The sequence below is a fragment of the Deltaproteobacteria bacterium genome, from assembly GCA_005879795.1.
Classification (GTDB): domain Bacteria; phylum Desulfobacterota; class Binatia; order DP-6; family DP-6; genus DP-6.
In genome coordinates this window covers 1-8,711 of record VBKJ01000011.1, presented here as the reverse complement: position 1 = coordinate 8,711, position 8,711 = coordinate 1, and the positions used below count along the sequence as shown (strand labels likewise).

Annotated in this window: 6 protein-coding genes and 3 pseudogenes; 7 read left to right on the top strand and 2 right to left on the bottom strand. The window is 69.3% G+C overall.

Annotated elements, in window-relative coordinates:
• From E6J59_00465 to E6J59_00455, 3 genes are all read left to right on the top strand, one after another.
• The coding region (locus tag E6J59_00465; protein ID TMB24303.1) for an ABC transporter permease at window positions 1–1,621 on the top strand (1,621 nt) is incomplete at its 5' end.
• A 274-nt stretch (window positions 1,622–1,895) separates the two neighbouring features.
• On the top strand, window positions 1,896–2,729 hold the full coding sequence (locus E6J59_00460) for a hypothetical protein (protein ID TMB24302.1): 834 nt from the start codon (window positions 1,896–1,898) through the stop codon (window positions 2,727–2,729).
• A 150-nt stretch (window positions 2,730–2,879) separates the two neighbouring features.
• Window positions 2,880–4,325, top strand: coding sequence for a heme peroxidase (locus E6J59_00455; GenBank protein ID TMB24304.1), 1,446 nt, complete (start codon window positions 2,880–2,882; stop codon window positions 4,323–4,325).
• 61 nt (window positions 4,326–4,386) lie between these two features.
• On the opposite strand, the gene E6J59_00450 is transcribed toward E6J59_00455, so the two are convergent.
• Window positions 4,387–5,742, bottom strand: a complete 1,356-nt coding sequence (locus tag E6J59_00450; GenBank protein TMB24301.1) for a hypothetical protein — start codon at window positions 5,740–5,742, stop codon at window positions 4,387–4,389.
• A gap of 457 nt (window positions 5,743–6,199) precedes the next feature.
• Between E6J59_00450 and E6J59_00445 the strand changes: the two are divergent.
• The 4 genes and pseudogenes from E6J59_00445 (at window position 6,200) to E6J59_00430 (ending at window position 7,810) form a co-directional block, all read left to right on the top strand.
• Window positions 6,200–6,463, top strand: a pseudogene (locus E6J59_00445) (hypothetical protein).
• Between the two features lie 444 nt (window positions 6,464–6,907).
• Complete coding sequence (locus E6J59_00440) at window positions 6,908–7,162, top strand: hypothetical protein (protein TMB24300.1); 255 nt, start codon at window positions 6,908–6,910, stop codon at window positions 7,160–7,162.
• 131 nt (window positions 7,163–7,293) lie between these two features.
• Window positions 7,294–7,407: pseudogene (locus E6J59_00435) on the top strand (RNA-binding protein).
• Window positions 7,408–7,537: 130 nt separating this feature from the next.
• The gene (locus tag E6J59_00430) at window positions 7,538–7,810 is read left to right on the top strand and encodes a hypothetical protein (GenBank protein TMB24299.1); all 273 of its coding nucleotides are present in this window, start codon (window positions 7,538–7,540) and stop codon (window positions 7,808–7,810) included.
• 499 nt (window positions 7,811–8,309) lie between these two features.
• Here the strand turns inward: E6J59_00430 and E6J59_00425 are convergent.
• Window positions 8,310–8,489 (bottom strand): annotated as a pseudogene (locus E6J59_00425) (serine/threonine protein kinase).
• Window positions 8,490–8,711: the final 222 nt, after the last annotated feature.

Genomic DNA, 8,711 nt, shown 5'->3' with positions numbered 1-8,711 from the left:
TCGACCAGCTCCAGGTGACGCCGGCGACCTCGGGCGAGATCCTGCTCGGGAAGCTCCTCCCGCTCGGGGCCGTGTTCGCGCTCGATGTCGTGCTCATGATGCTGGTCGCCGGCTTCGTGCTCGGCGTCTGGCCGCAGGGGAACGCGCTCCTCTTCATCGCCATCTCCTCGGGCTACGTCTTCTTCTCGCTCGCCCTCGGCCTTTACTTCTCGGCCACCTCGAGCACGGCCGCCGAGGCGGTGCAGAAGACCGTGCTGTTCAGCATCCCGCTCGTGCAGCTCTCGGGCTTCGCGTTCCCGACCCGCAACATGCCGTTCGTCTTCCGCTGGCTCGCCGAGGCCTTCCCCGCGACGCACTACATCCGCGTGAGCCGCGCCATCTATCTCCGTGCCGCGGGGCCCGAGGCGCTCGCCTGGGAGCTCACCGTGCTCGCGCTCTCGGGAGTGGTGTTCGTGGCGCTCGCGCTGCGCACGATCGGAGCGCGGACGTGAGCCGCCGCTTCTGGTCGAACGTGCTCGCCGTGGCGTACCGCGAGGCGCGCATCGTGCGCCACGACCGCGCCTTCCTGGGCGTCGTCCTCATGCAGCCGATCATGATGCTCGTCATCTTCGGGCTCGTGCTCTCCAACAAGCCGGCCAACGTGCCGTGGGCGGTGCTCGACCGGAGCGCGGACACTGTCGCGCGGCGCCTGGTCGCCGAGGTGCAGGCGACGGGCTACTTCCGCCCGCCGCGCGCGATCGCGAGCTACGACCAGGCGCGCGACCTCCTGCAACGCGGCCAGGCGCTCGCCGTCCTCGTCGTCCCGGAGGACTTCCGGCGCGACGTCGAGCGCGGGCGGCCGCGCGTGCAGCTCCTGCTCGACGGGAGCGACCCGCTCTCCGCCGCCCGGATCGGCGCGTACGTGGCGGAGGTGGCGGGCGGGTTCGCGACCCGCCTCGTCCCCGCGGGCACGCGGCACGCCGCGCCGCGGCTGCCGGGTCCGATCGACGTCCGGCAGCGCTTCTGGTTCAACCCGACGCTCAGCGACCGCATCTTCTTCCTCGCCGCGTTCGCCGGCATGCTGCTCACGAACCTCTGCCTCTCGGTCACCTCGGGCGGCCTGGTCGGCGAGCGCGAGATGGGCACCTACGAGCAGATGCTGGCGCTGCCCACCACGCCGCTCGAGATCGTGCTCGGGAAGCTCGTCCCCTACGTCGTCGTCTCTTACGGGCTCCTCCTCTTCGCCGTCCTCTCGAGCGGGCTCGCCTTCGGCGTGTGGCCGCACGGGAGCTGGCCGGCGCTGTTCGCCATCACGCTGCCCTTCGTGCTCGCGTCGCTCGCGATCGGCGTCCTCGTCTCGGTGCTCGCCCAGACCACGGCGCAGTCGGTGTTCATCACCGTCTTCTTCATCATGCCGTCGTTCGTGCTCTCGGGGGTGATGTACCCCTACCAGTTCATGCCGCGCGGCGTGCGCGATCTGGGCGGGCTCTTCCCGCTGCGCTGGTACCAGATCGCGCTCAGACGGATCGTGGAGCGCGGGGCGGGGTTCGCGGAGGTGCTGGGGCCGGCGTTGGCGCTGGGGGGGCTCTTCGCGCTGCTGCTCGTCCTGATCCGCTGGCGGATGAAGCCGCGCCTCGGCTAGCTAGGCGCCCCGGAGCCGCACGCGTCTCCCAGAAGTTGACGTGGGGGCGAAGCCAGGCGGATCCGGCGCTGGCGCGGGAGGTCGCCGAGCATCAGGACTCGGCCCGAGCCGTCCAAGTTTGTACCGGGCCGCCATGGTCGTGACGGCCGCGGTGCATAGCAGCCTCCGCATCGCCTCGCCGGCACGCGGTCCGAACCGTCCCGCGCGCCGTGGCCGATTGGCACGTCTTAAGCAGGGCTGACCGCCGGGGCCCGCGATCGTTTAAGGAGGCAAATTGCCTGAGGTTCCAGGTCAGTCGGTCCCGGCGAGGCCGCCACACCTGCACGCCAGGCTCCTCGGGATCCAGATCCAGCGTGGCCTGACGCTCGTGCGGCGCCTGGAGGCGCGGGGAGACGAGGCGGTCGCCCACGACTACCAGGCGTGGCGCGAATACAACGAGCGGCTGTTGCGGCTCCTCATCGCGTCCCACGAGGTGTGGGAGAGCTATCTCCGAACGGTCTGCAGCAGCAGCTACGGGCGCCGAACGCCGCCCTCCTCCGGGGGCTTGATAGAGGTCGTGCAGACCGAAATCCGGGACCTGGCGTCCGTTGCGGACAAGCTCGGACTCTCCGAAACAGAGCCGGAGGCTTCCGTCCCCGCGGTGAGCAGCGGCGAGGCGGGCGACAGGGTCCTGATCGTCTACGGGAGAAACGAGGAGGCGAAGGAGAAGGTCGCGCGCTTTCTGATGAAGCTCCAGCTCGAGCCCATTCTCCTGGACGAGCAGGCGGCCCGGGGGCGCACCCTCATCGAGAAGTTCGAGACGCAGTGGCCCGTCGCCTTCGTCGTGGTATTGCTGACGGGCGACGACGTGGGGGGGCTGGCCCCCGAGCCGCGGAAGCTCCGTCCGCGCGCACGCCAGAACGTCATCTTCGAGCTCGGCTTCTCGATCGCCAAGCTGAGCCGGGAACGGGTGTGCGCGCTCTACGAGGAGGGTGTGGAGCTCCCGTCGGACATCCACGGCGTCGAGTACAAGCTGCTCGATGCGGCAGGAGCGTGGAAGGCGAAGCTCGCAAAGGAGCTGCACGAGGCCGGGCTGCGCTTCGATCCCGTCAGGATCCTCGACGCGTAGCCCGAGAAAGGACGGAACGCTGCGATGACGTACCACACCAGGAGGCAGGAGATGGAAGCCACGAAGGACATGCCCGCACGCCTTCACGGCACTCTTCGCGGTCTGGAAAGGGTGCCAGGATCCCCGCAGTTCGAGGGCCGGTTCGGCCGCCTGTTCCGTACGCTGCCGCCCGCGCGCTTCGACGAGGAAGACCTGAAGTCCCTCGCGTCGGCCATGATCGCGGAGGCTGAGGCGAGACCGACCTCCGAAGACGAGAACGACGACGAAGAAAACACGGGGACGCCGGACGACCCGGGCATCAGCGCCGGCGTCACCTACCTGGGCCAGTTCATCGACCACGACCTCACGTTCGACCCGGCGAGCAGCTTGCAGAAGCAAGACGATCCCGACGGACTGGTGGACTTCCGCACGCCGCGGTTCGACCTCGATTGCCTCTACGGCCGCGGCCCCGACGACCAGCCCTACCTCTACGAGGATGACGGGGTGCGGATGCTGCTGGGCCGCCCGCTGACCGGCAACCCGCACGATCCGAACACCCGCGACGTGCCCCGCAATTCACCCGCGCCGGGCAGCCCCAAACGTGCCCTCATCGGCGACCCCCGCAACGACGAGAACGTGATCGTGTCCCAGCTGCACGCGACGTTCCTCCGCTTCCACAACCGCATCGCGGACCTCCTGCACGGAGCCCACGCCGACTTCCACACCGTCCAGCGGCTCGTGCGCTGGCACTATCAGTGGGTGGTGCTCCACGACTTTCTGCCCACGATCATCGGCCGGCCGATGCTGGAGAGCATCCTCCCGCACCTGGCACGGGGGACGTCGATCCTCCAGGACAGGCCCGACCTGCGCTTCTACCATCCGCGGCACGAGCCGTTCATGCCGGTCGAGTTCTCGGTCGCGGCGTATCGGTTCGGTCACTCGATGGTGCGGCCGGAGTACCGGCTCAACACCACGCTGGCGGACCGGCAGGTGATCTTCTCGCTCGATCCCAACGTGCTCGATCTGACGGGCTTCCGCGAGTTCCCCGCCCGGTTGGCGATCGAATGGAACCTGTTCTTCGACCTGGGGCCGGCCCCCCGCCACGGGAAGCGGCGCCGCCAGCCCGCCTACAAGATCGACTCGTCACTGGTCAACCCGCTGGGGAACCTGCCGCCCCAGGTCGCCTCGCAGGTCGCTTCGCTGGCCGAGCGCAACCTGCTGCGCGGCCTGCGCATGGGGCTGCCGTCGGGCCAGGACGTGGCGAGGAGGATGGGCGTGCCGGTCATTCCCGATGACAGGCTGCGCGTCGGCAAGGCGACCGAGGAAGATGCCGCAGCCAACATCCACCTGGCCGACATATCCCCGAAGTTCCGCAAAAACGCTCCGCTCTGGTACTACGTGCTGGCCGAGGCCCAGCAGGCGTTCGTCGACAATCAGACGCCCATCCGGCTCGGCCCGGTCGGCGGGCGCATCGTCGGGGAGGTGTTCGTCGGCTTGCTGCTGGGCGACCGGCATTCGTTCCTCAATCAGACCCCGCTCTGGCAGCCCATCCCGGAGTTCGCCAGGGACGGCAAGTTCGGGATGGCGGAACTGATCGCCCAGGCGATGCAGGCGTAGCAGCCGGCGTGGCGGCGATGGCGCCCGAGTCGCGGGTCGACGCGAGCGGCGTCGGAGCCGTCTACGGGAAGCTGACGAGCAGGTCGCGCAAGTCGGTGGCGTTCGCCGCGTCGCCCAGCATCGCCGTCACGCCGAAGATCTCCTCGATCGTGCGCAGCGTCGAGCTGTGGGTGTAATGGATGGCGTTGTAGTACCCCCCGCCCTTGGCCTTGGGCGAGAGCACGATCATGCCGATCGGGCCGTCGCCGGTGTCGCCCTCGTCCCAGAGGATGAAGAGCGCGCCGTTGCGGGCGTAGGCCTGCGACGCGAGGATCTTGGGCACCTCCGTCGACAGCCAGGCGTCGCCCTGCTGCACGGGATCGTTCAGCGGCGGGCAGGTGTCGTGCATGTCGTTGCACAGGTGCGGCGTGATGAAGTTGTAGCGCGCCACCCTGTCGTAGATGAGGTCCGTCTCCAGCTCCGAGTAGGGACGAACGTGCTCGATGCAGCGCGGCGCCCGGGAGCTGTTCCCTTGGGTGACGTCGTCGAAGTAGACGAACGGGTTGTGGTTGACGTCGTACAAGCCGACATTGGTGAGCGGGCAGTCGGTGCCGCTGATGTCCTCCTGGTAGGCCCGCCACGAGAGCCCGGCCGCCTCGAGCATGTTGACGAGGTGGCGGCCGGTGCTCTGGACGTTGCTCGACGGGTCGGCGTCGTTGAGGATGCCGAAGTTCGTCCCGGCCTCGAGCCAGAGGTAGTTGGGTTCGCTCGGGTGCAGGTTGGGCGGGTTGTAGTACTGCTCCGCGTGCGAGGCGATCGGCAGCAGCGTGTGGTTGATGTACGGCGCTGATGGACTGTTCTTGATGCTCGACCAGTCGTGGTTCTCCATCACGATGAGGAACACCGTGTCGATGGGGCAGGCACCGGTGCAGGTTCCCGGCCGCGTGGTCGTGGTGGTCGTGCTCGTGGAGACCGTGGTGGTGGTCGGGCCCGGGCAGGCGCTGCCTGCCGGCATGCACTCGAGCGTGATCCCGTCGACGTCCATCCGCGCGGGCTTGTGCCTCGACTTGGCCGCGACGCGGATCGTGCACGCCTGCATCCTCTTGCCATTCCTCTTGGTCCGGACCTTGATGTCGACGAACGAGCCGCAGGACGACTGCGCCTTCGTGATCCTGAGCCTCCCCGGGCTGCAGGTCGTCCCTATGGCCTTCTCGGACGACGCAGGCACGCAGCCGGGCTGGGTGCGGCACAGCTGGAGGCTGAAGGTGCAGATCTTGCGGCTCGCGACCTGGCAGAGCGTGCTCCCGTCGGGCACGTCGCCGCCGTGGTCGTGGACCTCGACCAGGCACTCGTCCCCCGCGCTCTCCTGTCCAGCGAAGCCTACGAGCGGCACCGCGAACGCCGCTGCGGCGCAGAGCGTCACTCCCACCCCGATCATTCCGTGCCCCGTGCGCAAAGGGGCTTCGCCTCACTCACGACCCAGTTCGGCTTTCACCTGGCGCGCCATGATTGACCCTAAGGCCCTCACGAATCGGCGGATCGGGGTACTAGCTCAACTTCCGCAGTTCGGTCCACGAAAAAATTTCCGGCGGGCCGGACCCGTGCAGGGTCGCGAGGTTTCGTAGGACCTGGTTCCGAGATCCGCGTGCAGAGCGGCCCCGGCGCGCGCCCGAGCTCGCCGCGGTGTAGGGCCAACTTTCGGAGCCAAGCATGCAGAATCCCGTACCTCGACCCCTCGACCTGCGGAAGTCGGGCTGGCCCGCCGCAGAAGTCCGTCCGTGTGGACTCCGGCCCGGACGCGCGAAGACCGACGTCCCCGGCTACGGTCGGCGCCATCGTCGCTGCGTGAGCGGCAGCTCCACCCTCATGGTCAAGGCAGCGGCGGCAGCGTCAGCGTGGTCGTCGTCAGCGGCAGCGTGATCGTCGGCAGCGGCAGCGTCAGCGTGCTCGTGCTGCTCCTCGTGGTGGTGGTCGTCGAAGGCCGCGTGGTGGAGGTGGTCGGCCGAGTGGTCGTGGTGGTGGTCGTCGCGGGCCGCGTGGTGGAGGTAGTCGGCCGAGTGGTCGTGGTGGTGGTCGTCGGAGACCGCGTGGTGGAGGTGGTCGGCCGAGTGGTGCTGGTGGAGGTGGGCGGAGGCCGCGTGGTCGTAGTGGTGGTCGTCGCGGGCTGCGTGGTGCCCGTGGTGGAAGCGGGGCGGAAGGTGGCGAGCACCATGAACCAGTTGGTGGCCGTGCCGAGGGTCAGGTTTCCCTCCTGCGGGCCCTCGGCGCTGGAGAGGATGTCCTCGATGTCGGAGGAGGCGCTCCCGTTCCGCACGTCGAGAACGTACGGCACCCTCTGGCTGCTTCCGGGAGTCGCGGAAGCCGGCTGACCGCCGGTGAGGGCGGCCGCCACGACCAGCTCGCCGGCAGGGACCGAGGCGCTCGGACCCACGCTGGCGTGGGTGCCCGTGCCTTCCGATAGCACGGTCTGGTCGAGCGCTCCCGCCGTCGCCACGTGTCTGAAATTCGCGACCGCCTCCTGCAGATATGCGGGCGCGGACGCCGACACCGTGATCGTGAGGCCCGAGGGCGCGGCGGCGGAGTTCTCCCGGTAGTAGAGGGCGATGTCGCCCGATCCGCTGAACGTCGTCGAGGCCGAGCGCGTCCAGGGGCCGTTGACGTTGTCCGAGACCTGCACCTCACCCGGGGCGTTGAACTGGCTGAACCAGCCGACCAGCAGGTCGCCGGCCGAAACCGGCTCGGGCAGGGTCAGGGTGTCCGACGAGAGGCGGTCGGCGGACGAGGCGGCCGCGCCCTGGACGAATTCGGGTGACGCGGCCGGCGTGGTGACCGTGAGAGGTGCCGACGGCGCCGAATGATCGTCCGCGAGGTCGAAGGCGTCGACCGAATACGTGTAGCTGGCTGACGGCGCCGTGTCCGCGTCCAGGAACGTCGTCGTGTCGGGCCGCGCCGTCCCGATGGGGGAACCGTCTCGGTACACGGTGTAGCCGGCGACGCTGCCGGTGGACGGCGACCAGGAGAGGGCGACCCGGGTGGAGGCCACGCTGGTGGCCTCGAGGCCGGTGGGGGTGGAGGGTCGCGTGGGCGGGGTGGCGGGAAGGGGATGAAAGACGGCGCACACCGCGTACCAGTCGGTGGCCGAGGCAAGGGTGGCCGTCCCGTGCTGGCCGCCCGCGGCGCTCGACGTGATGTCCTCTTCATAGGCGGATCCATTCCCTGTCTGCGCCCGAGGCGTGTACGGCACGCCCAGGCTGCTTCCGGGCGTCACCGAGCCGGGAGAGCCGCCGGTCACCAGGGCCGCGAACACGAGCTCGCCCGCATCCACCGCCGCGGTCGCACCGGTGTCGACGGCCGTTCCCACAGCGCGCGCCGCGGCGATCTGGTCCAGCGAGCCGGCGAGGGCGACGCCCGAATACTCGGCGACCGATCCCTGCAGGTACGCGGTCGAGGAGACGGATACGGTGATCGTGATTCCACTGGGCGCCGCCTGGCTGTTCTCGCGGTAGTAGAGGGCGATGTCGCCCGTGTCGCTCATGAAGGTCAGCGATCCGGGCACCCGCGTCCAGGTGCCGTTCACGTCGTCCGATACCTGAACCTCCTCGGGGGCGTCGAACTGGGAAAACCACCCGACCAACAGATCCCCCTGCGCAACCGGGCGGGTGAGTGTGACGGTGAGCGTCGAGACCCGAGACGCGCTCGAAAATGCCGCTCCCTGGACGAAGGTCGGGGTGGTCGATTGCTGCGCCGCCGCGGGGCCGGCGAGGGCGGCGACGAGGAGCAGGGCGGGAGCGGGGGATCGCATAGCTGCGATCGATAGCATCGAGGCGGCGCCCGGTATCTACCCTCCCCCTGGAGCCGCGCCTCACGGTTGTGCCGGATGTGGGAAGTCGCGCGGCTCACGCGGCTTCTTCTTGCGTGAATTGCGCGAACAGGAGAGCCGTCGCCCTGCCGTTGCCCATTCCTTCACCGACGGTTCTCGGAGCGGCAGCTCCACCCGCACGGTGGTCAAGGCAGCGGGGGCAACGTGATCGGCGGCAACGTCGGCAACGTGATCGGCGGCAGCGTCAGCGTGGTCGTGCTGGTCGTGGCGGTGGTGGTCGTCGTCGAAGGCCGCGTGGTGGAGGTGGGCGGCGGCCGGGTGGTGGTGGTGGTGGTCGTCGCGGGCTGCGTGGTGGACGTGCTGGAAGCGGGCCGGAAGGTGGCGAGCACCATGTACCAGTTGGTGGGCCAGCCCAAGGTCATGCTCCCCTCCTGCGGGCCGTCCGCGCTGGACAGGATGTCCTCGAGGGTAGAGGCGGCGCTCCCGTTCTGGGCGTCGAGGAGGTACGGCACCATCTGGCTGCTTCCGGGAGTCACCCAACCCGGCCGGCCGCCGGTGAGGACGGCCGCCACGACCAGCTCGCCGGC

Excerpts from the sequence above, each read along its gene's own strand:
- E6J59_00450 (TMB24301.1), bottom strand. The coding sequence starts at position 5,742 with ATGATCGGGGTGGGAGTGACGCTCTGCGCCGCAGCGGCGTTCGCGGTG.
- E6J59_00440 (TMB24300.1), top strand. The coding sequence starts at position 6,908 with ATGTCGCCCGATCCGCTGAACGTCGTCGAGGCCGAGCGCGTCCAGGGG.